Origin of the sequence: Trinickia symbiotica (assembly GCF_003028655.1) — a bacterium.
Lineage (GTDB): Bacteria > Pseudomonadota > Gammaproteobacteria > Burkholderiales > Burkholderiaceae > Trinickia > Trinickia symbiotica_A.
In genome coordinates this window covers 45907-69249 of the sequence record NZ_PYUC01000009.1, presented here as the reverse complement: position 1 = coordinate 69249, position 23343 = coordinate 45907, and the positions used below count along the sequence as shown (strand labels likewise).

Genomic DNA, 23343 nt, shown 5'->3' with positions numbered 1-23343 from the left:
CTTACACCACCTTGGCTTCCGTTTTCAACTTCTCGACCAGCGTCTTCACGTCTTGTACCTTCACGCCTGCGCTGCGTTGTGGAGGCTCGATGACCTTCAGTGTTTTCAGGCGCGGCGTGACGTCCACACCAAGGTCCTCGGGTTTCAACGTTTCCAGCGGCTTCTTCTTCGCCTTCATGATGTTCGGCAGCGTGACGTAGCGCGGCTCGTTCAGGCGTAGGTCGGTCGTTACAACAGCCGGGAGCGTCAGCGATAGCGTTTCCGCACCGCCGTCCACCTCGCGCCCGACCGTAGCTGTGCCATTTTTTATCGTGATCTTCGACGCGAATGTTGCCTGCGGCAATGAAGCCAGAGCGGCAAGCATTTGGCCGGTCTGGTTCGAATCGTCATCGACTGCCTGCTTGCCAAGGATGACCAATTGCGGTTGCTCCTTGTCGACCAGCGCCTTTAGAAGCTTGGCGACGGCTAGCGGCTGCAGGTCTATATTCGCTTCGATCAAAATCGCGCGGTCCGCGCCAATCGCCAGTGCGGTGCGTAACGTATCCTGCGCCTGAGCAACGCCCGCGGAGACTGCGATGACCTCGGTCGCCACGCCCGCTTCCTTGAGGCGCACGGCCTCTTCGACAGCGATTTCGTCAAACGGGTTCATCGACATTTTCACGTTTGCCACATCGACGCCCGAACCGTCGGCGTTCACACGCACCTTCACGTTGTAGTCGAGCACTCTCTTCACGGAAACTAAAACTTTCATTTTTTAGCTACCAAATTAATGCCACTGATCAATGGTTTTTCACTACACGCCTCGATAAAGATATCGAGGTGGATCAAAAGTAGGTGGGGTCGAGTGTCATGCATTAATTCGTTCAAATATTGCCGCAATCCCTTGGCCGCCACCGATACACATCGTGACGAGCGCATACCGTCCGCCGATACGCTGCAATTCGTATAGCGCCTTTACTGTGATTAGCGCGCCAGTCGCACCGATTGGGTGGCCGAGTGAAATACCCGAGCCGTTTGGATTTACCTTCATGGGATCGAGACCGAGTTCCTTCGTGACTGCGCATGCTTGCGCCGCGAACGCTTCGTTCGCTTCCACCACGTCGAGATCCCTCAGATTCAGGCCGGCGCGCTCGAGCACGTTCCGGGTGGCTGGTACCGGGCCGATGCCCATATACGCTGGATCCACGCCCGCATGTGCATAGGCGACCAAGCGCGCTAGCGGCTTATGACCGCGCTTCTCCGCAACGCGGCGGTCCATCAGGACGAGTGCGGCCGCCGCGTCGTTGATCCCCGACGCATTGCCGGCCGTCACGGTGCCGTTTTCTTTTGCGAACACTGGCCTGAGCTTGGCGAAATCCTCGGCTGAAGCATTTAGGCGCACATGCTCGTCGGTATCAAAGACAACATCGCCCTTCTTCGAGGTGATCGTGACAGGTAGAATCTGTTCTTTGAAGTAACCGTTGGCTATCGCGTTGGACGCGCGGCGGTGAGATTCAAGCGCAAGCGCGTCCTGCTCTTCCCGCGAGATGTCGAACTTGCGCGCGACGTTCTCTGCCGTCACGCCCATGTGGACGTTATCGAAAGGATCGTTGAGCGCGCCGATCATCATGTCGATGAGCCTAGCGTCCCCCATGCGCTGACCGAACCGCGCAGCAGACATCGCATAGGGCGCACGGCTCATGCTTTCCGCGCCGCCGCCAACCGCGATTTCCGCATCACCCAGCAGTATGCACTGCGCCGCGGAGACGATCGCCTGCAAACCGGAGCCACACAGGCGGTTAACCGTCAACGCCGGTGTGTGGTGTGCGACGCCGCCGTTAATCGCCGCGACGCGCGCAAGGTACATGTCGCGTGGCTCGGAGTGCACGACGTTGCCGAAAACGACGTGTCCCACTTCGTCGCCCGTCACGGATGCACGCGACAGCGCCTCGCGCACCACGCGAGCGCCGAGGTCGCTCGGTGGAAAGTCCTTTAGGCTGCCACCGAACTCGCCTACAGCAGTCCGCACGCCGCTTACAACCACGACATCTCTGCTCATTTCAGCTCCATCTATGATGAAGGACTTCGCCACCTGGGGAAGTGCAAGGGAATTACGGTTCGACAGCGCACCGTTCCGCGACGTCGATCTCCGGAATATTCACTAGCGAAATCCCCTCCGCCTGATGACTTAGGCCCCATTAACCCAACGAAGTGACTTCCGAGCAAGTCTATCACTTGTTGGTTGATTAGTAAGTATATGGACTTCCCTAAGTTGAAGAGTCCAGCCCATCGGAAGGCCCGTTCGCCCGTACTCCGCGACGCGTAATCTCTGTAATGTTGTCTGCCAGAGGCCCGTCCTGTAGCAAACAGTCGTCGATTGCTTCGCGGACGACTTCCGCCGCAGTGCTCGCCGCCCCTGCCTGCGCGGCGAGCACGGGGAACTCTTGGCTATACGTAAGCGATCGATGAACGACGCCCCTCGGTCATCAAACGTGTAAGAACGCTCTGATATCCTTCGCCTCTCGTTCTGGATGACCAGGAGTAGTGACATGCGTTGCATAGTGCCTCTCGTACTGGCGATCGTATGTACGTGTTCCGCGCTGGCTGATCCGGCCGCTTTTAACGCAGGGGTAATCCGGCTCACGGGGGTGAACGAAGCTGCCCCTTTCAACACGGTGATCTTTTACCCTACGCGGGAGCGTGAGGTTCCGTGGCAAGCGGGCCCGTTCACTGTTGAGGCGACGCGCGATGCTTCGCCCGTACGAGATGGCCGCTTCCCCGTTGTATTGATTTCACATGGACGAGGCGGCGGTCCCCTCAGCCACCGTGAATTGGCCACAACTCTGGCTCGCGCCGGATTTATCGTCATCTTGCCGACGCACGTTGGGGACGCTTCAGGCTATCCCCGAGCGCCGTCCCAAGCGCAGATTCTGATTGATCGCCCCCGGCAGGCAGAGGCCGCGCTCAATGCAGTCCTCGCGGATCCACGGTTTTCCGCAAGCGCCGATGTCGGCCGAATTGGCACGATCGGATACTCAGCCGGTGGCTACACTGCGCTGATTCTGGCGGGAGCGAAGCCCGATTTTGCGTATGCCAGTTCGTACTGCGCAGATCACGATGATCCGGGATCGTGTCCGCGTCCAGCAACCAGCAATGGTGCACACGGCACCCAAGGCAAAGCGGCCGTACCCGCTGACCTGGTAGCTTGGCAACCGCCCGTTGATCGCCGCCTGAAGGCCTTGGTGCTGATGGATCCACTGGCGATGATGTTTGAGGCATCTGGCTTGTCCGCTGTGCGCGTACCGACGATGCTCTATCGACCACAGGACGACAGCTATCTTGGTTCTGCGAGAAACTCTCTTGGAGTTGTGTCAGGCTTGCCCACACCGCCCGCAGTCCACATCGTGCCAGGCAACCACTTCGTCTTCATTGATCCTTGTCCGGCCTCGGTCGCAGCCAGTGCGGCACTGATCTGTCAGGATGCGCCCGGTATCGATCGTGTGGAGATTCATCGCCAGATCGACCATGAGGTCGTGGATTTCCTACGCGCAAATCTATAAGTCATCCAGACTGAGCTGACATGCTCCAGGGAAGCAACGCGTCGTAGTCATCGACGTTCTTTGCTAGAGGCAATCGCTGGAACAGCAAGGTGAGGTAGCGGTACGGATCGATTCGACAGGCTTTGCAGGTTTCGACGAGAGAGTAGAACCTGTCGACCGCACTATTCGCGACCCGGTGACCAATGATCGTTTCGGCGAGCGCACAGGCAAGGTGCGTTCACCGGAGATTCGTTAGGAGTCGGCATGCATCTCCCCCATTTCACGCCTGCACTCATCTGCTCTCACATAGCATGCCCTCTCCAACCCGCCCGATGGTAGACCGCTCAAAGGCCTGAGGGATGATTTGCGAAGATGTGAAGAAGAAGAACCGGCCCTCATTTTTGTGGGCGACGCGGTTGGATTACGCGTTATGCACGCACGCTCGAGTCGGCTGCACGTTAATCGTGTAGGACGGTAACGCAGCAAAGGAGCCAGATCGTGCGCGGGCATCTAGATAGCACGGATTGCACGGTCCAGATTGCGCCGCCGCCAGCTACGCCCCGTTCCTCAATCCAATCAAACACCCGGAATCCACTCGCACGCAACGCTCTAGCCAACTTCATCCACAGCGATCTGGCTGAACAGAAGCACGCCGCTCGATGCAGGCTCACAAGCGGCCGGAAATGCAAATTGATCATCGACGCTTGCTAGAAGCAAGCCGAGCGCTGGTGACGTCATCAACTACGCAACTCAAGATCTTGAAACACCGCCGCCGGGAGCGGCGAATGCTTGCTCGATCAATCGCACCACCTGTTCTTTGTTTCTGCGAAGGCTTCCCAGCCGGCCTTGTGAGAGACGTTGCTGCGCTAGTCCTCGCAGGGCACCCACGACAAATTCAGCACCAAGAGTGGGATCGACATCACTGCGCACCTCGCCGTGCGCGATGCCTATACGCAGGTTATCCTCGATCCACGCGAATGTTTCGCGATTGCACTCCGTCACGACTTGGACCGTGTCAGAATTTTCGAGTAGAGCCTCGGCCAGCAACAGCAAAAGCGCGCGCGTATTCGTCCACTCTGCGTCGTCACGTCCGAAGTAAACACGGACATAGCCCAGCACTGCCTGTAGACCGGAGGGTAAAGGCGACGCAGCTTGCATTTGCTTTGCGAACGACCGATGCATCTCCGTCGTCAAAGCGCGCAGCATTTCTCCCTTTGTGCCGAAGTGATGCGTCGCTAGCCCCCGGCTGTAACCAGCGGCCTCGCCCACCTCTGCGAGGGTCATTCCCACCCAACCCTTGCGTGCGAGCAGTTCAATCGCTGCCACGAGAAGCCGCGCTTCGGCTTCCAAACGCCGCTCTTCCTGCGAGCGCCGCCGGCGCACTGACGCGGGCAATTTGGAGGAAGAGGCTCTTGCGCTTTTTGTAGAACCAGACTCTGCGAGAAATTCCGCCTTATCTCCCTCCGAAGCCTCGCGCGACTCCCCATGAACTGCGCCTTGCACCGCTTGTCTTCTAGACATAGTCCAGCCTCCTCGTTGATCAGTAACTTTACCAGTCACGGGTCGGCCATCAATTGCTTTCGAAGGGTCCGCACTATTTCCGGCGCGGGACTCAGTGAAAGGACATCGAAGTTATCCAACACTCGAAACACTTCCGGCTTCCTGCCTAAACTGTCTCAACCGCACCGCATGCTGACCGAAGGCAAGGTCGAACGATTCCATCACCATCTATTTGGCAATTTCTATGTGCCGCTGGCGAGCCAGCTCGAGCAATCCGCCTTGATGCCCGACGCCGTGACTGCGAACGCAGAGGTTTACGATTCAAACGGTATCTGCATGAGGAGTCTACCAAAGCCTCGAGGTGAGGCTAAAACTTCAGGTAAGAACAACCACGTGTTTGCCCGGCGTCGTGCCCGCTTCGAGATCCGAATGTGCTTCGCGCACGCCTTCGAGCCCCTGATACACCTTAGCGACGCTCACTCTTATCCGCCCCTCGGCGATTTCCTGGAGCTGCAGGTTGAAGACGTTGGCGGGGAGATCTGTCGCTTGCCCGCCATAGGACGTCAGTCGAACGCCGAATGGAATAACTGAAAACGGATCAAAGTCCGGAATCGTCCACTGATCGCCAAGCGCACCGGTGAAACAAGCCGTGCCGTGAACACGCACAGCCTTCAACGTGTCGGGAAGAACTTCGCAGCCGACCAGTTCAAGGGCCGCATCGACACCTTCGGGAGCGATTTCGCGAACAGTGTCTGCGATAGTGCCGTCGTCGACGATTGGGTGATCGATGCCGACCGCACGTAGCAGACCAAGCCGATCGGCCTTCCGGCTTGTCGAGATCACGGTTGCCCCCATACTCTTGGCAATCGTTGCCGCCGACAGGCCCACCGTAGATGTTCCGCCGCGGATAAGTAGTGTCTGTCCGGCTTTCAGATCGAGTCCGGTGGTCAGAGAGCCATAGGCGGTCTGGAACATTTCCGGTAGTGCACCGACCACGTCCCAAGGCAAATTCGTGGTGAAGGGAATAACCTGACCAACCGGTACTGAGACATATTCGGCATAGGCGCCGTCGAAGGAGCGCCCCATTCCGCCCATCATGGTGGCGACTTTCTGGCCTGGCGCAAGATCGCTATCCGCAGGCGCCTCGTCGACCTCGCCGACGCACTCGATTCCCGGGATACGAGGCAGGGCAACGTCCCGGGACGATAGGCCCTTGCGTGTGGTGACCTCGGATTCGTTGACGCCGAAGGCCTTAACCCGAATACGAACCCAGCCCGGTTTGGTCGCTGGAATGGGGCGTTCCTCCAAGACGAGATTGTCGACAGGGCCAGGATTGGAAAGCACAATCGCACGCATGGTTCTCATGTTGGCATTCCTTTCAACGGTCAGGTGAGAGACAGCGCGTCCGAACAGGAAGGCTACCCAGTCCGGACGAACTTGTAGATCACTATCCTTTCAAAAAGTGCCGACACACCAATTTTGGGATGGGACCGAGTGCTCCAGATCCTCGATAAGTAATGCGATTTGAAGTGATCTGCCCCCGGTTTCAGTCCGAACCGCAGTTAGAGTCCGAGTTAAAAACTGCTGCTTTGCATCGTGTGCCCGAGCGAACTGCACAGGCGTCAGATAGCCGAGTGATGTGAACTATGAGGCCGCTCGGTGTTGTACTCGACACGCCATTCCTCAATCAGCCGCTTGGCGTGGCGCATTGAGATAAACCAGTGCTCGTTCAGGCATTCATCGCGGAACCGCCCGTTGAAGCTCTCGATATAGGCATTCTCCACCGGCTTGCCAGGCCGAATGAACGTAAGCGCTAGTTTTCACGCACCTAGCTTCTGCGTTTGAGAAGATCCACGATTTCTACGCGATCAGAGTCAAACCACGTCCGGCAGGCCGCAAGTGAGCAGCATCATTGACCGCAGGATCCTTCGCTACCCATCCGTCAAGCATGTCCGCCCATGCCTGAAGCATAGTCCTTCTCTGCTCGGCATATTCAGCCTTGTTATACACGGCCCGTACACCCCGTTGTTCATGGGCCAGGCATTTCTCTATCCAATCGCTGTTGAACCCAGCTTCGTGAAGCTGTGTGCTGGCCGTTCTCCGCAGATCGTGTACCGTGAAAGACTCGAAGTCTTCAGCATCGCTGTTGCGAATGAGCTTGACCGTGCTGTCGATCACGCGGTTGAGGGTGGCTGCACTTATAGGCAATTCCGTCTCGTAACGACCGGGGTGAAGATACGAGCTTGCGCCGAAGCACGTCTTGAAGGCAACGAGGATATCTAGTGCCTGCTGGCTCAGATAGACATTGTGCGGCCGGCCTGCCTTCATCCTCTCTTTCGGAATGGTCCACGTCGCGGTATTGAAGTCCACCTCCTCCCACCTTGCCAAGATAAATTCCGACTTGCGCACCATTGTCAGCAGCATGAACTTGATCGCCAGACGCAGTGTGGACAGCGTGGACGTCCGCTCCAGCGCCTTGAAAAATATGTGGATCTCTGCGGGCGTCAGTGCCCGATCGCGCGACTTGAAAGTGGCGATAGCCGAGGGCCGGATGTCCGCTGCCGGATTGGCCACTTTTAGCCCCCTCGCCTGTACGAAACGGTAGACTTGCAGCACGATATCGCGTGCCTGAACGGCGGGAGCGGACGCGCCTCGCTCCTTGATCTTCTCGCATCTCGCCATGAGTCGGGCGGGGGTGATTTCTTCGAGCTTCAGCCGCCCAAACTCGGCCGCGAGATTCCGATCGTAGACGGACTTCCTCATTGCACGGGTCGACTCCGCCAGCGCGGCTTCCGAGAAGTACTTCTCGGCCCACTTCCCGAACGTCAGCGCCTCGGTCGCTTCCATCCGCTTGTCGACCTTAGCTTTCGACGGACTGATACCCTGTTCAACTTCCCGACGGGCCCGTTCGAGCAGAAGCCGGGCTTCCGCAAGACTCAGTGACATACCCAAGTTCAGCTCCTCGCCATTACGCGCCCCTCGGGCAGGTAGCCGCGGATCGTAGCGACCTATGACGAGCGTCTCGCGACGTCCATTGAGGCGATAGTCGAAACGGAAGCTCACCGCCCCGGACGACGTAACGGCCACATACAGGCCGCGTTGGTCGGCCACCTTGTAGATGCTGCCGGTCGGCTTGAGCGCCCGCAATTCGAGGTCCGTAAGCATGCGATACTCCATGAACTGATACCGTCGCTCGATACCGTCACGCCCGGTGACGGTATCAAGTTGGGTCGTCCGCAGAGAAAGATGCTATACCGTCACCGATACCGTTGATCGCACGCCGCTGTCGTCGGACACCAGCGGATCAAAAAAGACGATAAACCTTTGATTCCGTAGGGGAAACCAAGGGATTTACAGACCTCTGCAGACCACTGCAGACCACTGCAGACCACTGCAGAGGATCCTAAATTACTCCTCTTGATTGATACAATCGGCCTATGTATTGACAACCAACCGGGGAGCGATGCCATGGATATCGCAGGGTATGACATCAGCTGTGACGTCGGCGTAGGTCGCTTCAACGACGTTGAGATCGCGCACTGCATCGCGGCGTTTTTGCCAGCATCCTCTGGGCACGCGGACGAGATTCTATACAAAAGAGATAATGATAGCGAATGGGTGATAAAGCTCATATATAAAAAACATCGTCTGCGCCAAGTCGTCAGCAGGATGCCCGAGTTTGAGCTTCACGCCTTGAAAACCAAAATCCAAGAGGAGTTGGAGGGAGCATGTATTGAGCGAATCGGACAGACCATTATGTTCTCACGCATGCCGACGCGAGGATACTTCAAAATCGACAGTGATTTGCAGATACTCCCCGTTCCACCGGGATCACCTCTACCTTCGTTTTTTGCAGCACCGCACCCGTTTATTTGTCAGTTTAGATTCAAGAGTAGCATGTTGCACTCCCTCAATGTTAGCCGCATGCAATCTCGATGTACGGAAGTGGCCCTCATCTTGAACTTGCTGCTTCAGTTTGGAATTATCCATACAAACAGAATTTCTCATCAATGGATCACAAAAAATCAGACAAGCGAAGGCCGAATCAGCTTTCTTGCTCCTGAGCTTGTTCAAATGGGATACATGCTTGATGGATTCCAGGGGCAGTTAGAGTCATTCTCCGAACCGGGGGCTTTGAAAGCATTGGCCGAGCAACCCGCAGAGAGCTACTATCGGGAGATTGGGCCGACTGTACGCAGTGAAATGGAGGTCGCGACCAACACGGCAGAACTGTTTCGTATTTTTATGAAGCTGTCAGGTGAGAGTCGAGAAAAATTCGTTCGAGCAATTTTTTGGTACCGCCAAGCTGATAGATTAGCGGCAGCGTCGGCGTCATCAGCTTACCTAGCTCTTATTATCTCAATCGACGCTTTGTTGCCGAAGCAAAGAGGACCAGCTTGCCCTACATGCGGGCTGTCGCAAGGGAAGAGCGCGACAGATGCCTTTGTCGAGTTCATGGATAGGTACTCGCCGAACGATTCCGAATTCGAGCGAAGCCGGAAGGAGTTTTACAGAGCACGTAGCCGCCTTGCACATGGAGGAGTTTTGGCGGACGACCTTAGCTCCACGACAATCCTTCATCCGGAGGATATCGGCGATTGGCTTATCGATTGGGGCGCTCGTCCTTTAGTACGGTTAGCTTTGATCGCGTGGCTTTCGGAGTGCGGACAATCAGAAACAGGCTAAGTTATCCTTGGCACAAGTGTGATCATGATCCGCCCGTTCACGCTAGATTATTTGGCACTAGTCCCGAACGGCGGCGTTCAGCTATTCGACCGGGTGCATGACAGCAACATAACCCACTGCTGTACTTTGGTAGCAGCCCTTGGAGCCACGACGGGCACAACGGCGGGAGTGGATCGAACACAGTCGCTAGCCGTTCGGCCAAGGCGCTATCTGGGGCACTAAGCTTGGTAGGAGAGCGCGCCAACCCGGCGAGCGGCAATTTCCTGAACTGGCCAAAGCCATAACGCGACCAATACCGCAAGTCGTAAGGGTTTTGGTTGACGAGCTACTTTCCGCCCCCGTTGACATACTCCTTGAAAGCCTTGCCAGCCGTAAACTTGACAGTCCTCGCAGCGGGAATATCGATTGCCTCTCCCGTCGAAGGGTTTCGTCCGGTTCGAGCCGCACGTACCCCCTGGCTGAACGAACCGAAGCCGACGAGTTGCACGGTATCGCCTTGCGCGACTGCTTTCGAAATGGCCCCGATCACTGCGTCTATTGCTTCCCCTGCGCTTGCCTTACTCGAGCCGGTAGCCGATGCCACCGCATCAATCAGTTCCTGCTTATTCATAAGTTTGCTTTCCTCTTGCCGAATACCGCGACGTCGATGAGTGGTTCCGAGCGAAACTGAACGGACGTTCCCGCATAACCTACCCCGAAGTGCGCATTCGGCACAAGTCCCAACCGTCACAGCCCCGGTCTACGCCTGCGCTCGTCACAAGCAGCTCGGTTATGATCCCGCCTCAAGGCTCCGTGCATGCATCAGCAGATCCGCTCTTTTCCGCTTAGAAAGCCTGCCAAAAGCCAAGATCAAGCTCGCCAGCTCGGTGTCGTCCGCATAGAGGAACGCCACTGGGACCCGGAGCACGGTCGCGAGACGAATCGCAAACGTGTAATCCACCTTGTGAACGCCCAGTTCATACCGGTTAATGCGGGTACTTGCGACGAAAGGATCCAGGCCCGCCTCGATCCCGAGCTGCTTCTGCGACAGCCCGGCCTCCAGGCGAGCCTCCTTCAGTCGCGTTCCAAAGACAGAAGCCGGCGCGGCAGACATTCACTGGTAGCTCGTTACAAATGAAGCTACGAATATCGTTGCAAAGCGTCCGGCTAGATACTACGATTATCGTAGCATTCGACAACTACGCGCCGGATATGTGAACGTCTTTGTCGCCGCATCGCAGGGCGGCCCATGAAACATGGTTTTGACACCGGGCCTTCGCCCCTCACTCGGCCACGTGTTTCGCAAGGCCCGCCGAGACCCATCAAAGGAGTACTGGATGGAACAAACACCGGACAAGCGGCCGCTGGCCTGCCCCCTCACTGACGTCCGCGAGCTCGAACTGAATCGCCTTTCGATGCTCAACGAGCAACTGGTACAGGCTGAACAGTGGATCGACCGACGCAGCCGTGAAATGGTAGGGGCCTATGGTCTTGCCGCCGCACAGGCCCGCCATGGCGAACAGATGGATGAAGACGTGGAACTCGTCGCCACCGTGCTGTTCCTGTTGCGAGAGGATCATCCAGACTTTCTGCACGGGCAGCATAACGTTGTGACGCGGATCGACATGCCGATCCTGCCGGCAGCCAGCCGCGGAGATAACGTCCGTCGCGACGACGTCCGACCTGCATCGCCGCTTCCGGATTTCTCTGTGAAATGGTGTTCACTGTTTTTGAATCTTTACGAGCGCGCGCTGCAAGGGGACACGGTTAAACTGCTAAGCATCGGGACGTTGTGCATCAACGTCGTACTCGCTCAGCAGCAACTACGCTCTTGGTAGGCGCCCATACCGGCCGGCGCGCCAACAGGCGAATCGATGCGCCGCGGGCCGACCGCGCGGCGGCACAGCGATCCACGTCAGCGACCATTCGTTGCATTCGTGGCCCGACTGCCTATAGTGGATAGAAGACAGGCAAAACCGTCTCGAGCGGCTGTGCGTTTTCCTCTCTTCCGGAATTGCCCGCTGCCGCGCTTCACCTCGAAGGAGAACATCACATGGCTTTGCTCAAACTCGCCATCGTCGTGGGTATCCTGCTTGTGGTTGCCAAAGGAATCCAGAAACTTAATCGCCACTGCCGACGCGCATTCGGCTACAGCATTTTCAGTATGCGCGGCTTCTGGCTCGCAGCCATCGCAATCAATTTCGTTTGGTGGGGATATTTCGCATGGGCGACTGCCTCGCTACATCATACGCCGGGGTACGGAGGAATTGCCCTGGCGGCGCTCGGCATCGCTGCAGCCACCAAGCTGATACACGAAAACGTGCGCGAAACGAATGTCATGTATGGCATCGGCGGGTCGTTGCTTCAACTGGTGCTGTTTTTTCCTGTCGCGCTCTACGGCCTCCCGCTCCTCGCCATCGCCTTGCTTTTCCTGCTCTTCGCGACATACAAAGGTGCGCCGGCGTGGCTCATCGACCCGTGAACAATTCGCAGTTGAGGGTTTTCATCGACGATCCTGAGCGGACAAGGCCCGTTGATCCATTTGCGCCATCGTTCTTTCTGCATCAGCGCTCGATGTCCGAATCGCGGCCGCCACGTAGATTGTCGCGCTCAGGTACGGGCCGATCTCCGCGCGTCGGTGCCGTTTCCGGCCGGGCCTCGGGAGTGGGAGCCTGCTGCTGCACCGGCATGGCGCGCACAAAATCTACAATGCTGGCTGCCATTGCACGATCTGTCTTGACGGAGGATGCCGCCATCGACCGCGCCACCTCCCGCCACGCCGCAAATACGCCATCGTGTGCCTTCCGTCCCGCCTCTCTCTGCTCGTCAGTCGCGACGGCACGCCAGTAGATCGGCACTTCACCGCGCGCGAGCATATGTGTGACGCCCTGACTGGGATATCGTTTTGTCACGCCACGCGTGCCTCGGAGCGTGGCGTTTGCGTCGACACCATGCTCGCGAAGCTGCTCCGCAAATCGCTCACGCCAGCGCCTCAAATCCTGTTTGCGCGGATTGAGCCGGCGCCCATCCGGTCCCCTCACCTGCACGCTCAGATGCACGTGTGGATGCGGCTCGTCATCGTGCGCGGCAAAGACATACGCACGCCCATCGCCAAATTCGAGCGCCGCAAAATCACGAGCAGCATCGCGCACGGCCTGCCGGTTCGTTCCCGGGGGCATCGATAGCAGGATATTAAAAACCTCGCGACGATGACTCGTCTCGGGTATCCCCCATCCGCCCAACTGCCATGTCCGCACGAGGTCCCGCACGGCCTCAGCACCCGCGATCTTGTCTCCATTTTGGTCTTCGAGTTCAACCCGTCCGTTGCGAGAGATATACCGCAGGTGCCGTTTCACTGCGCCCATGCCCTGAGCACTCGATGCCTTGTTGGTGATCTTCACCATGACCTCGGGAGTGCCCCGAAGCGTGCGCGCCAGCTTTTCGCGCATGCGCTTCGCTTCACTACGCAATCCCGCGCGAGAACGCCGCGGCGCGCGGGCATGTCGAAACGGCTCCTGGAACAGCCGATCACCCCAATTCAGGAGCATCGCATCGATGTAAATCTTCGGATAACCCATCTCATCGGCTCCATCGATCAAGATTCGCACGAATCACAGCCGTGACGGCGCGCAGGTGCGCGTCAATCTGTTGCCGAACCGCGCCCAGATTTGGCTCGCTATGGGGCGCCAAGCGCCCCGCCGATGCATCACGCGCAAGCTGCGCCAGCCAGCGGCTGACCACAGCAAGGTGCTGATTCGAATCGGACAGTAACCTCATCTCGATTTGTCCAAGCTGCGGCTCGCGCGTCAACTGCGCCCGGATGAGCGCCACGATCCAGCGGTTACTCGTTAAACCGGACGCAGCGGCCCGCTTATCGATCGCCTCTAGTTCCGAGTGGGTCAACCTGACTTCAATGCGTGTACGCGGCTCATCGACAGCGGTTGACTGAGTCACGATTCCGACAGGCGCATCACTGTCGATCTCCTGTGCGTCGAGCGCGGCCGTGATCAACTGCCGCACGCCCTCGGCAGTTGTCACTCCGCGATGCGCGCACCATGCCTCCCAGACCGGGCGCATTCCCGCCAGCTCGACACACAATCGCTCACGGATGCGCATTCCCAGACGCCCATTTATCGAGCCGGCAGCAACGGTTCGGCAGGTGTGATCTCAAGCTCGCGGGTCCGCGTGCGCTCCGGCCCTGGCCGCGCGCGGCGCTCACGTTCGGATGGCGCCTTCGGGTCGAAGACGCGTGGCCGGGGTACCGGAATCCCATCCCTGCCAAACGCATCGAGCATGGCTTCGGCACGCTGTCGCACCCGCGAGATCGAGCGGGCACTAAACCCCTGTTCACGCATGGCGCCAGTCAGCACGGCCAGGTGCAACACCTTGTCTTCGTCAGACACCGCTGAGCGGGACCGGTCTCGTGCATCCTTGCGCACCCCATCCGCAGGCGCCGCAACACCATCCGGCGCCTGTTCTGAACGTGCCTCGGATACGGTCGCAGACCGATGCCGATCCACGAGCTCGACTTGCCAGGTGTTCCGGTATACGTCCTTCTCTTCCTCCCCAACCATCACACCCTGACCATCGAAGATCGGGGCCTTGACCGTCACCAGCCGACGACCCTGGTTTTCCAGGACAACGTGCTCTCCCGGCTCGGCATGCGACTCTTGGACCGCGCGCTCGAGATCCACGCCCCAGACGACCTGATCGGTGCCAGCGGCATCGCGAAAAACCACGTAATAGGAGTCGCTTCGGGCGGGATTGTTCTGATACGGCGCGTGACCGTGCTCTCGCAGTTCTCCAGCATACCGGCGCGGCGCTTCGGGTTCGTCACTCGCAGCCTGCGGCCGTCTATCCGAACGTTCCCGGGCCTGAGGCTGGGGCCTAGCTCCGAACCGCAATGCATCGCTGGCGCCAACGCCCACACCCGGCACTTCATCACGTGACGCCGAGACTGACGCTCTTTCGGTACGTTCATTGGCAGGCGCCGGCGCCCCGGACGGAACTACCGAAGCATCCGTCTCGATCCGATTGTTCAATCGGGCCTGCCGGGCATCAGCCAGACGAGCGAGATCCGCCGGCTTCGGCACATAACCGCTCACCTCGATCCCAAGGACCGTAGCCTGCACCCACACTTCACTGCGGAACGCTTCATGACCCGAGACGCGAATGCGCCTCCACGATTTCGCAGCGGCCATGTCGACCATCGATTCCACCACGTCCGGCCGATTGTGCTCAGTGACGAGGTAGGGACCCAAATCCTCGAATGCCAGTTGGTACGGCACGTCCTTCAGAAAATACCGGTGGCCCTCGCGCAGATAGCGCTTACGCACACGTTCGGGAACCGGCTCCAGCGGTACGCGAGCAGTTCCGTTGTTTGCTGCTGGATCGTCCGCGAGCGCGCGTGAGTCAGGGTCTAGCCTTAGCCCTTCATCTCGGATCGGCTGGTCGCGTAGACGTGCGCGAGCCGCATCGAATTCGCGACGGCGTCGGGCCGCCACGGCACCCATCGCAGCTTCGTCGACCCGATGATTACGCCCCTCACCGCTCGACTGCGCTTCAGCATTCGGGCGGCCGAAAGTGTCTTGCTCGATCACGTTGATGACTGGATCGGCGGGGGAAGAGATTTCGGTCATTGTGCGACTCCGTTAATGATTTGCCGCGATTGGCAACTCGAAGGCGGTTAGCGATCAGGTCCGGGTGGTTCCTGCGACGCAGCCCGCTCCTTTGACTGCTCCAGCGCCGCCGCGCGGGCCTCCCGCACGCGAGTCCACGATCGCGTCTGCAACTGATCAAGCATCACTTCGAGGTTCGGACTGAAATTCAGTTCGCGGGCCGACTTCTTCAGTGATCCCACGGTGCGCTCCAGCAGGTCACGCGCGCGATCCCACGGATAGACTTTCGGCCGGTCACCGTCGTATCCGACCTGCAGCTCGGCGCCGTTCAGCCGTGCGTTCTTGTCCATCCACCGCAGTCGCTCGGACACGAACTCCATCTGCACCTTTGGATGGAAAACCACGCTGCGCGTAGCAACCTGCTGGATGAGGTAATGATCGGTGTTGAAGACCTCGCCGCGGTACGGCCCGCCGTTCTCGCGAGGCGTACCCATCCGCAGTGGTGACCCGAAGCGATGCTCGGCCAGCGCCCTGACCTCGTTCGGCACGTCCGTCACGGCAAACAGTGGCTCGCCCACTGGGGGACGCGTCGGTGCGAACTGCCGCGAGACGACTGCAGGCGAGTCATCGGTAGGCGTCGTCGTGGCAGGAGGCTTGGCCGTACCGGATTCTGCCAATGGCGACGGCGATTCCGGCGCAGCTACCTGCTTCGAATCACTTCGCTTCGAGCCGCGACGCCGCGACGGCTCCTGCGCTTCTGTCACCAGCTTTTCCTTCACGTTACCCATCACATCCTCCTTCTGTTCGTCCGGCACCATTCCTGTTTCCAAATCCGCCGTTGGCCCGAAGGTCGGCGACAATGGCCCTTCGCGCCGAGACACGATTTCTCGAAGGCGGTCGCCCACGCTCGCGAAGCTCGACAACACCGCCATGTCGTTGAAGTCAGTGGGCAACTTGTCATCGATCCGCTCCTCTTTCGCAAATACCGGCACCGCCAGATGGGCATGCGACGCTTGCGCGGCCTCCCGAGCCTTGGCTTCGCCAGGACCAAGGTCCGCCAGCACCACCAGCTCGGCCTCGGGAAATCGCGCTCGCAGAATGGCGGCAACCTGAGGCAGCGTTCCACTCGACAGGCTCGCTAACGCCACCCAGCCGGTCGCTCGGTGGGCAGACAACACCGTCGCCATCCCTTCGCCGATCAGAATCGGCGCAGCTGATTCGGCGTCGCTCGGTGCCTCCCCGGCAATCCAGTAACCGCCTCGCTTAAGCCCTCCGGCGAGCGACGACTTGCGTCCGTTTTCGTCGATGAGTTCGAGCGTCGAGATCGTCTCGCCGATCCAGAACGGCACCACGAGCACGCGTCCCGTTAGCGGCTCGCCCTCGCTCGCTGGGACGTAGCCCAGCAACGCATGCAATTCGGGCGCTTCAAGCTCCCGCAGCGTCGGCACCGGCTCAAGCTGCTTGCGCGCAAGATAGGGATGCTCGGGACCGATCGGCCGGGCCCATTCCCAGATCGCGTTTGCCTCGCGCGCCACCGCAGCGTGCCGGGCCCGTTGTCGCGCTTCTTCACGCGCTCGCTGCTCCAGCGCATCGGCGCGCGGCGCAAGTGCGGTCGCCATCTGGTCGGGGTACTGCGATCGCTTCAGAATGAAACCGTGCTGGCGGGCAAGCCAGAAGAGCGACGCGAGCGTCTTGCCACCCGTTTCCTTCGCCGACCGCCAGGTCGTGCGCGCCGCACGCTCGTTGTAGTTGGCCGCTGTCCGGCTCCACTCGTCCCAGATTTCGAAACCGGCATCGCCCAGACCGTTCTTAAGGGCAAAGGCCATGTCGACCCACGTGCCATAGTCATCGGCGGGGATCACCGCTAGCGCCGCGCGCACGCGCACCGACTCGTCCACATACGGCTGGCTCATTGCCGTGCTCCTTCGACCGGCACCACGTTCGACGCGCCGCGCGATGTCGAACTACGTTTCACTCGCGTCGATCGGACAGGCCGCAACTCAGCAACGTCAAGGTCCGCAACCGTTAGCTGCCGGGTCGCTCGTGTAACGCGTTCTGCCGGTACACCGAGCAGCATGAAATGCCGCTCGACGTAGGCGGTGACCTCGTCCTCGTTCATATCCGACAGGCTCGGCGGCAAATCGCGTGGATCCCACGCCTGCAGAATCTCCAGATACTCGGCAGGCAGATGGATATCGCCCGCGCCCTCGAAATCGACGTCTTCTGGCTGCACCTCACGCAGACGCCGCTCCACCTGAGCCGTAAAGCGCGCGAGATTCACTGTGGGGACCGACGGCGCGGCGACTATGCGCGAGGCAAACTCTGGATCGCGCCAGTAGCAGATCTTGTCGGCAAGGATCGGCTTGCTGTTCTCGAGGACGATGATTTCCCTCTCGCGCCCGAGCTCTTTCAACTCCTGCGGCAGCAGCAAGGGGCGCCGCTGCTCGGACAGGCTCTCGCTCGCCCCACTGCGGCCACCGAACATGGAGCTTGGGCGGCTGACGCTGCGGGATTGCTCGGTGAACGTCCCGAGCATCTCTGAGTAGTCGTTCGCGTCCTTCTGCTCACGAGGGGCGTAGAGGATCTGCATCGCGTGGTTTGTAACGAACGTGCGAGCATCGGCACGTCCGTAGACGGATTCCAACTGCGCGATCGACTGGACAATGGAAATCAGCCGCAGGTTGTAGCCAGCCATGTAGGCGACCGCACGCGCGATGATGTGAATCTTTCCGATGGCCGTCATTTCGTCGAGCAGCAGCAGGCACTGAAAGCGCAACGCCGGATCGGCTTCTGGCAATTGCTTCGTATTCAGGTTGACGAGCTGCGAGAACAGCAGGTTGACGACCAATGCGGCTTCGGACAGGTGGTCCGGTGTAATGCCGATATAGACGGACATGCGACGACGACGTACATCGCGAAGATCGAAATCGTTGGCACTGGTCGCCGCATCGACGATCGGGTTAGCCCAGATTGTGAGCGGGGCATGGAAGGTCGCGAGAATGCTCGCGAGCACCTTGTCGTCGTTCGACAGGAAGCGGTTGAGTGCATCGACGCAGGGGCCGCTGAGCAGTCCGCGATGCTGAACCAGCGCGCGTTGCAAGTACGATTTCACAGGCATGCCGTGGCCCGACGACTGCCGCAGCACCTCGCCCATCGTGACGGGATAGTCGGGTATCGAAGCACCCTTGCCTGCCCTTCGCGCGTCACGCCACTCGCAGAGCAACAGCACGATGCCGAGAAACAGATTGCGCGCCTGGTCCTTCCAGAAATCATCATGGCCGCCGGCCGGATACAACGCGTAGCCGATGGCGAGAATGTCACCCACGCGGAAGTGTCCGTCCGAGATCGCCGACAGCGGGTTGTACCGGTGGGTTCGGGCGTCCTCCGCGAACGGGTCGAACAGATATACGTCTTGCCCGTGCGCGCGGCGGAACCCTGAGGTTAGCGCATAGTTTTCGCGTTTGATGTCGAGCACGACGACCGAATCGGGGTAGCTCAGCAGATTCGGGATCACGATACCGACGCCCTTGCCCGAGCGCGCGGGGGCGGCCAGCAACACGAACTGCTGACCGTGAAAACGCAGGTAGCGCCCGCGCCAGACGCCAACGACCAGGGCCGGTGCATGAGTGTTGGGCGGCGCGTTCATAGCAACCCCGCCGCGCGGATTTCCGCTTCGCTGGCGAATCGGGCACTGCCATACAGACGCCGCCGTCCGGTACTTTCCCACAGGGTGTACAACCCGACCGCGGGACCGCCCACCGCGGTGAGCACGCCCAGCAGCGCCGCACCGGCCAGACGCCGTCCAGCGTTCGGCATCTGACCGTGCAGCCACGCGAGTAGCGAATCCGGCCAACCCCAGAGGCCAGCATGCAGTGGATTCATCCGCAGGCTGGCGTTGAGGAAGAATGAGGCGGCCCACAGCGATGCCAGCACACCGATGGCGACGACTGCTACCGCGGCGAGCGCAACCAAGGCCGACCGTGTGTGGAAAGCCGCAGGGCCAACACCGTTCACAATTGTTAAGGATTTGCCGGTCGCGTTCATATCGGCCTCACGCGAACGTCGTGCGCGCCTTGCGCAGCGGATCAAACCAGATTTCCGTCATGCCCCAGCGCTTGCCAATCTGCTCGCCAACGCCGTTGTAGAGCGGATGGGCCTCCATGTGCGCCACCACGTCAATCGTCAGGAACAGTAGTCTCTTGAGCGCGCCATCGTCATATGCCGCGGCTTCTGGATGCTCCTTGGCCATTAGCGCGAAGCGCTCGACCGCGACCGTGACATTCGGCGCGTGGTAGCTCGTGATCGAGCCCGCGTGACCTGTCGTCAGCAGTTTCAGGAAATCGTAGGCTTCTGCGCCACGCAGCTCGGCCAGGAGGACGCGGTCAGGACGCATGCGCATGGCACTCGCGATCAGGTCGGCCGGCGTCACGTGTGCCTGACCGTGACCGCCCTTGCTGTACGTCAGGTGCACGCAATTTTCGATGTGCGGCAGGAACAATTCCCGGACGTCCTGGATCGTCACAATCCGTTCGGTCGGCCCAATGGACCGGCACAGTGTCTTCATAAAACTGGTTTTGCCCGAACCCGTGTTGCCAACGATGACGATGTTCAGACGCCCGGCCACCGCCTGCTCGAAAAAAGCGCCGTGATCCCGCGCTTCAAGGCAATCGACGAGCTTGCGTGCCTGGGGCGGCAACATCGGCTGTACGGCGTCGAGCCCATCCGGCCGGTGCCACACCGTATCGTCGAACAAACCTTCGTCGCGGTAAGCATCGAGCGTCTTCTCGCGCGAAGACGGTCGCCGAATCGTGATCGAAACGGTGCGCGATGGCACTACGGGTGGCACCACAATCTGAATGCGTGCATCCCCCGGCAGCAATGCCGAGAGCACCGGATGCTGGGCCGACACCTCCTGGCTCGTCAGCGTGGCTACGGCGACCGCGAACGACATCAGACGCTCGTAATCAAGCTCGGCGTAGTCATAACCCTGCCAGCCACCATGTGTTTCGGTCAGTACGCGCTGCGGCCGGTTGATCACAAGCTCCGTAACGTCAGCATCGTCGAGCAGCGGCGCGAACGGTCGCATCAACTCGCGCACCGATGCATCATCGGGAAGCCGCGCCAGCACCACGTCGTCGGCCGGATTCCATGTACCCGTGCACAGCCTCATCTCGATCCCTCCGGCTCAAGGGCATACACCGATCCGAAATCGAGGTCGCGCGCCACCACGATCGTGAACTCGGCCCCCTGGTTTTGCGTCAGCGTCGGCGGGATGTTGATGGTCCGATCCAGAACGTGCGAGGCCATGTCGTTGCCTTGCTGCTCGGTGTTCTGATACACGACCGAGCTGTTGCTATTCCCGCCGCGTGTGGCGAGATAGCCGATCGCGTCCTGCGTCATACCGAGCAGCAGCGCTGCACCGATGCGCTGCACCCAGTGGTTGTCCACGTAGCCGTCGATTCCCATGCGGCCAAGCGCATCGGCCGCCGGCGAATCGAGCTGGATCGTCACCCCGTCGGGCGTCTTGATCCGCGCGGAGAGAATGAAAGCGCGCTTTTGCCCGGGCGCCAGGTTTGAGCGATACTCACTGTTGATCTGTGAACCCCGCTCGATCAACACCACTTTGCCGTCGTCGGAATAGACGTTCTTCGTCACCGTGCAGGTGGAGATGCCCGCCTCGGTCGAATCGAATGCCGTGTCGCCCGCACAGTCGATCTTTGCGCCCTGGGCCAGAATCAGGCTCCGATCACCGAGCATGCTCGCGCGTACCCGCGGTGTGGCAGTTGGCGTCAACGCCTGCGCAAGCGGTCCGGTCCCGCTCTGCCCCGAGGCACCGGTTGCACGACCAGTCACGCCCGCGCCCACCGACGCGGCTCCGGACGCGACACCACCCGGGATACCTCCTGTCGGCAGCCCATCTCCTTCGCGACTATTCACTTCGGGCGTCGCGCCCGTGGCAAGAAGCGGCGCATCGTAGTAGCTCCGCACAGGCCGCGTCGGCCTTGCCGATGCAGGTACACGATTCGCGACAGGCGCGGAAGCTGCCGCCTCCACACTCGCTGCCTTCGGTGCGGAAGCCGCACCCGTCGCCGACGGCGGCGCGTCCTTGAATATCCGCCCGCCCGGCGCAGCTTCCGCTATTGCGTCGCGACGCGCTTTCGCCTGCGCGTCGTGACGGGCAAGAAAGGTATGCACGGTCCAGACCGCGCCAGCACCTGCGATGAGAAGGACCACGAGCGGCGTCAGCCACCAGGCCCGTGGTCGTGCGCTTCGGTACTGACCAAGCGCAGGCATGCCACGATCCGCCAACCCGCCGGCCGGGAGATCGGAATCGCGGTCGGGTGCATTCGCTCTCTGGTCGACAGGCTGATCCGGCTCGATCGTGTTGCGAGGCCGATGATCGTTCAACGGGTCATTCATCATCGTGACTCCGCAAAACACGTCTCACGCCGTCGGCGGTCGTGCCATTACGTGGCGGCACACCGTCCATGTCATAGGCGTCGTTCCAGATGCCCACGACCTCCTCGCCCAGACGAAGCACGAAGCGTTTGCCCACCTCGTGAACCACGATCGTTTCGCCATCCATGTGCTTGTCGACCGTGCTCTCAGTGCCGTCGTCCGCCACGCGAAAGATCGCCGGGATGCGCCGGTTGGCCGGGATGCGAATGTACGTAAATCGGCCATCGTCCCAAGCTGCAGTCGGCGCAATGTCGTCCGAGTGACGCATGACCTGCATTGAATACAAGGTGTTACGCACGACGGGCGGTTGCGCCAGGCGCCGGCTCACGAGCGCTGCAGCGCTTTGGGCATGCGACTGCGCTTTCGCTTGATCCGGATAGACGAAGGTCACCCGGTACATCTCCTCGTCGTTGCCGAACTTGGCCTTCAGCGGCAGCACTACGAGGTCGAAGCTGTAGCTGCGCCTGTCGGTACGGATCTCCAGGTTCGAGTTGTGCGCTGCGAGTTGCGGCTTGAGGTACACGTCGTGGTCGCCCTTGTTTGCTACCACCTGCCAGCCGTCCCGATCGCCGGGAGCCACCACTTGAATGTGCTCTTGCGAATCAAGCGCAATGTGCGTTGCAAAGCCGCGTTGCGCCTCGACACGTACGACCGCGTCTGGCCGATAGACCACCTGACGTACCCGGGAATCGTCGGACCAGCCCGGCACGGTATGGGCACGGGCAGCAGGATTTACCGCAACGAGACCCACCAGCGAGAACACCCGCAGCACACGCCATTTCCAGTCGTCTCTCATGGCGTCGCTCCGATTGCAGCCGCCGACGACGCGGGCGGCGTATATTCCGGATCGCGGCTATAGGCTGTGACCTTGAACCCAAACGGATTCGCGATCGCGGCATTTTCACGCGTGAAGACCTGCGGCCGATACGTGTAGGCGAGCGTGATCACGAAACGCTGGGGCGGCTGCGCATTCGCTTCACCGTTCTTGAACGTCGTGCGCTCAATATGGACAACAGCGCGCCCGGGTTCGTCAGGCGGCAACGTGGTCGAGAGAATCCGCACGCGCCGCTCGATGTTCGGCCCGAGCTGCCGGTCGAGCGCGTCCGGGCCGCTATAGATCGAGCGGTAGTCGCGCGCGACCACGTCATCGCTCATGGCCAGCACGTCGTCGTAGTCCATCTGCAACAGGCCCCAGTCATAGCGTTCCCGCTCACGCACGTATGCCTCGACCCAGTGCTTGTCCTGGATTTCCTTCGTATGAACATGTCGCGCATCAAGCACATCGATCACTTGCGCCTCGCCGGTCAGGCGGTCGACCTCGATTGGCATAGGAACAACGCGATAGAACGGGACCATGATGGCAAGCGCCGCCACGCTCAACACAGCGACGCCAACCGCGCCGTAAGCGACATGCCACGCCCGCCGCTCCGACCGCTCCTGCAGATGAGTCAGCGACGCCTCGATATCGAGCACGCGCCCGTAGTCATCAGAGCTGTTCATCGCCCACCTCCTCCGACTGGCGCGTCAGGCAATGCGGAGGAAGCCGACGTTGCCGGAACAGGCGGAACTCGGTTGATCGGTAC

At 60.1% G+C, this 23343-nt stretch carries 21 protein-coding genes and 3 pseudogenes; 5 read left to right on the top strand and 19 right to left on the bottom strand.

What is annotated here, in order from left to right; all coding sequences use genetic code 11:
- Window position 1: 1 nt before the first annotated feature.
- Window positions 2-751: an electron transfer flavoprotein subunit beta/FixA family protein gene (locus C9I57_RS18705; RefSeq protein ID WP_107152141.1), complete on the bottom strand. Its 750-nt coding sequence runs from the start codon at window positions 749-751 to the stop codon at window positions 2-4.
- Window positions 752-847: 96 nt separating this feature from the next.
- On the bottom strand, window positions 848-2038 hold the full coding sequence (gene bktB, locus C9I57_RS18700) for a beta-ketothiolase BktB (RefSeq protein ID WP_107152140.1): 1191 nt from the start codon (window positions 2036-2038) through the stop codon (window positions 848-850).
- A gap of 589 nt (window positions 2039-2627) precedes the next feature.
- Between bktB and C9I57_RS18695 the strand changes: the two genes are divergently transcribed.
- Window positions 2628-3539, top strand: a complete 912-nt coding sequence (locus tag C9I57_RS18695) for an alpha/beta hydrolase family protein (RefSeq protein WP_258187715.1) — start codon at window positions 2628-2630, stop codon at window positions 3537-3539.
- 1 nt (window position 3540) lies between these two features.
- On the opposite strand, the pseudogene C9I57_RS18690 reads toward C9I57_RS18695, so the two are convergent.
- Both C9I57_RS18690 and C9I57_RS18685 read right to left on the bottom strand, forming a co-directional pair.
- A pseudogene (locus C9I57_RS18690) lies at window positions 3541-3684 on the bottom strand (transposase domain-containing protein); the annotation flags it as partial.
- A 584-nt stretch (window positions 3685-4268) separates the two neighbouring features.
- Window positions 4269-5039: a TetR/AcrR family transcriptional regulator gene (locus C9I57_RS18685; RefSeq protein ID WP_107152139.1), complete on the bottom strand. Its 771-nt coding sequence runs from the start codon at window positions 5037-5039 to the stop codon at window positions 4269-4271.
- Window positions 5040-5174: 135 nt separating this feature from the next.
- Here C9I57_RS18685 and C9I57_RS18680 point away from each other — a divergent pair.
- Window positions 5175-5333, top strand: a pseudogene (locus tag C9I57_RS18680) (IS21 family transposase); the annotation flags it as partial.
- Between the two features lie 60 nt (window positions 5334-5393).
- On the opposite strand, the gene C9I57_RS18675 reads toward C9I57_RS18680, so the two are convergent.
- The 3 genes and pseudogenes from C9I57_RS18675 to C9I57_RS18665 all read right to left on the bottom strand — a co-directional run bounded on the left by C9I57_RS18675 (window position 5394) and on the right by C9I57_RS18665 (window position 8183).
- Window positions 5394-6383 (bottom strand): zinc-binding dehydrogenase, encoded by a 990-nt coding sequence (locus tag C9I57_RS18675; RefSeq protein WP_219909886.1) that lies wholly within the window; start codon window positions 6381-6383, stop codon window positions 5394-5396.
- Window positions 6384-6473: 90 nt separating this feature from the next.
- Window positions 6474-6829, bottom strand: a pseudogene (locus C9I57_RS33300) (integrase core domain-containing protein); the annotation flags it as partial.
- A 49-nt stretch (window positions 6830-6878) separates the two neighbouring features.
- Window positions 6879-8183 carry a tyrosine-type recombinase/integrase gene (locus C9I57_RS18665; RefSeq protein ID WP_107152336.1) on the bottom strand — a complete coding sequence of 435 codons (1305 nt, stop codon included), beginning with the start codon at window positions 8181-8183 and terminating at the stop codon, window positions 6879-6881.
- A gap of 303 nt (window positions 8184-8486) precedes the next feature.
- Between C9I57_RS18665 and C9I57_RS18660 the strand changes: the two genes are divergently transcribed.
- On the top strand, window positions 8487-9704 hold the full coding sequence (locus C9I57_RS18660; protein ID WP_107152137.1) for a hypothetical protein: 1218 nt from the start codon (window positions 8487-8489) through the stop codon (window positions 9702-9704).
- Window positions 9705-10029: 325 nt separating this feature from the next.
- Here the strand turns inward: C9I57_RS18660 and C9I57_RS18655 are convergent, their stop codons facing one another.
- A complete protein-coding gene (locus C9I57_RS18655; protein ID WP_258187734.1) occupies window positions 10030-10338 on the bottom strand; it encodes an HU family DNA-binding protein in 309 nt (102 codons plus the stop codon).
- 135 nt (window positions 10339-10473) lie between these two features.
- Window positions 10474-10797, bottom strand: a complete 324-nt coding sequence (locus C9I57_RS18650) for a helix-turn-helix domain-containing protein (protein ID WP_107152135.1) — start codon at window positions 10795-10797, stop codon at window positions 10474-10476.
- A 223-nt stretch (window positions 10798-11020) separates the two neighbouring features.
- On the opposite strand from C9I57_RS18650, the gene C9I57_RS18645 reads away from it, so the two are divergent.
- Together C9I57_RS18645 and C9I57_RS18640 are read left to right on the top strand one after the other, a co-directional pair.
- Window positions 11021-11521 (top strand): hypothetical protein, encoded by a 501-nt coding sequence (locus tag C9I57_RS18645; protein ID WP_107152134.1) that lies wholly within the window; start codon window positions 11021-11023, stop codon window positions 11519-11521.
- 215 nt (window positions 11522-11736) lie between these two features.
- A complete protein-coding gene (locus C9I57_RS18640; protein ID WP_107152133.1) occupies window positions 11737-12165 on the top strand; it encodes a hypothetical protein in 429 nt (142 codons plus the stop codon).
- An 82-nt stretch (window positions 12166-12247) separates the two neighbouring features.
- Here the strand turns inward: C9I57_RS18640 and C9I57_RS18635 are convergent, their stop codons facing one another.
- From C9I57_RS18635 to C9I57_RS18590, 10 genes are all read right to left on the bottom strand, one after another.
- A complete protein-coding gene (locus C9I57_RS18635; RefSeq protein ID WP_107152132.1) occupies window positions 12248-13261 on the bottom strand; it encodes a relaxase/mobilization nuclease domain-containing protein in 1014 nt (337 codons plus the stop codon).
- Window position 13262: 1 nt separating this feature from the next.
- The gene (locus tag C9I57_RS18630) at window positions 13263-13703 is read right to left on the bottom strand and encodes a plasmid stabilization protein (protein WP_308836362.1); all 441 of its coding nucleotides are present in this window, start codon (window positions 13701-13703) and stop codon (window positions 13263-13265) included.
- A 110-nt stretch (window positions 13704-13813) separates the two neighbouring features.
- Window positions 13814-15322, bottom strand: coding sequence for an LPD7 domain-containing protein (locus C9I57_RS18625; RefSeq protein ID WP_107152130.1), 1509 nt, complete (start codon window positions 15320-15322; stop codon window positions 13814-13816).
- A 47-nt stretch (window positions 15323-15369) separates the two neighbouring features.
- Window positions 15370-17214: a PriCT-2 domain-containing protein gene (locus C9I57_RS18620; protein WP_107152129.1), complete on the bottom strand. Its 1845-nt coding sequence runs from the start codon at window positions 17212-17214 to the stop codon at window positions 15370-15372.
- Window positions 17211-18947, bottom strand: a complete 1737-nt coding sequence (locus tag C9I57_RS18615; RefSeq protein ID WP_107152128.1) for a type IV secretory system conjugative DNA transfer family protein — start codon at window positions 18945-18947, stop codon at window positions 17211-17213. Before C9I57_RS18615 ends, C9I57_RS18620 begins: the two co-directional genes overlap by 4 nt.
- Entirely contained in the window at window positions 18944-19345 is a 402-nt protein-coding gene (locus tag C9I57_RS18610) for a hypothetical protein (protein ID WP_107152127.1), read from the bottom strand. Before C9I57_RS18610 ends, C9I57_RS18615 begins: the two co-directional genes overlap by 4 nt.
- A gap of 7 nt (window positions 19346-19352) precedes the next feature.
- Entirely contained in the window at window positions 19353-20471 is a 1119-nt protein-coding gene (virB11, locus tag C9I57_RS18605; RefSeq protein ID WP_107152126.1) for a P-type DNA transfer ATPase VirB11, read from the bottom strand.
- Window positions 20468-21709, bottom strand: a complete 1242-nt coding sequence (virB10, locus tag C9I57_RS18600) for a type IV secretion system protein VirB10 (RefSeq protein WP_440130228.1) — start codon at window positions 21707-21709, stop codon at window positions 20468-20470. The genes virB11 and virB10 overlap by 4 nt, the downstream gene beginning before the upstream one ends.
- A gap of 4 nt (window positions 21710-21713) precedes the next feature.
- Complete coding sequence (locus C9I57_RS18595) at window positions 21714-22556, bottom strand: TrbG/VirB9 family P-type conjugative transfer protein (RefSeq protein WP_107152124.1); 843 nt, start codon at window positions 22554-22556, stop codon at window positions 21714-21716.
- On the bottom strand, window positions 22553-23260 hold the full coding sequence (locus C9I57_RS18590) for a virB8 family protein (protein WP_107152123.1): 708 nt from the start codon (window positions 23258-23260) through the stop codon (window positions 22553-22555). The genes C9I57_RS18595 and C9I57_RS18590 overlap by 4 nt, the downstream gene beginning before the upstream one ends.
- Window positions 23261-23343: the final 83 nt, after the last annotated feature.